The organism is Nocardiopsis halotolerans DSM 44410, assembly GCF_000341065.1.
GTDB classification, from domain to species: domain Bacteria; phylum Actinomycetota; class Actinomycetes; order Streptosporangiales; family Streptosporangiaceae; genus Nocardiopsis; species Nocardiopsis halotolerans.
This window is the reverse complement of record NZ_ANAX01000420.1, coordinates 1-779: the sequence shown is the minus strand read 5'-3', so window position 1 is coordinate 779 and position 779 is coordinate 1. Positions and strand designations below refer to the sequence as shown.

The 779-nt window shown below is 68.3% G+C and carries 1 protein-coding gene; it reads left to right on the top strand.

Features of this window, described 5'->3' with window-relative positions; genetic code table 11:
- Positions 1-38 precede the first annotated feature (38 nt).
- A protein-coding gene (locus tag D455_RS33565; protein WP_086003377.1) for an IS5 family transposase occupies positions 39-779 on the top strand; the annotation gives its coding sequence in 2 pieces (ribosomal slippage) (positions 39-381 and positions 381-779; 742 coding nt annotated over the 2 pieces). This gene is flagged as partial in the annotation.

Sequence of the window (779 nt, the reverse complement as noted above, 5' to 3'; positions counted from 1 at the left end):
AGAGCTCATCTCATTTGGGTTCTCGGTAGCCTGCTCCTGTGTCGATGGTGGAACGGCTGGTGCCGGACGAGCTGTGGGAACTGTTCCAGCGGGTGGTGCCCGAGGCGCCCACCCGCCCACAAGGCGGCGGGCGACGCAGACACGGCGATCGCCAAGTGCTGGCCGCGATCATCTTCGTGGCCACGTCCGGCTGCACCTGGGCCCAACTCCCACCGACGTTCGGCCCCTCCGGTGCCACCGCGCACCGGCGCTTCACCGAGTGGACCAGGGCCCGGGTCTGGGCCAAGCTCCACCGGCTCGTGTTGGACGAACTCGGTGCCCGCGGCGAGCTGGACTGGTCGCGGTGCGCGATTGACTCGGTGAACATGCGCGCCCTCAAAGGGGGGACCTGACGGGTCCGAATCCTGTCGATCGGGGAAAGAAAGGGTCGAAGATCCACTTGATCACTGATCGGGCGGGTCTGCCCCTGTCCGTGGCGATCTCGGGTGCCAACACCCACGACAGCCAGGCCCTGCAGCCCTTGGTGCAAGGGATTCCCCCGGTCCGGTCTCGTCGTGGACCACGGCGACGTCGTCCGGCCAAGCTGCACGGCGACAAGGGCTACGACTACGTTCACCTGCGCCGCTGGCTGCGCCAGCGGGGGATCGTTCACCGTTTGTCCCGCAAGGGTGTGGAGTCCTCGCAGCGACTGGGCAGGCACCGGTGGCAGGTCGAGCGCACGATGGCGTGGCTGGCTGGATGTCGCCGCCTGCACCGCCGCTACGAGCGCAAGGCCGACC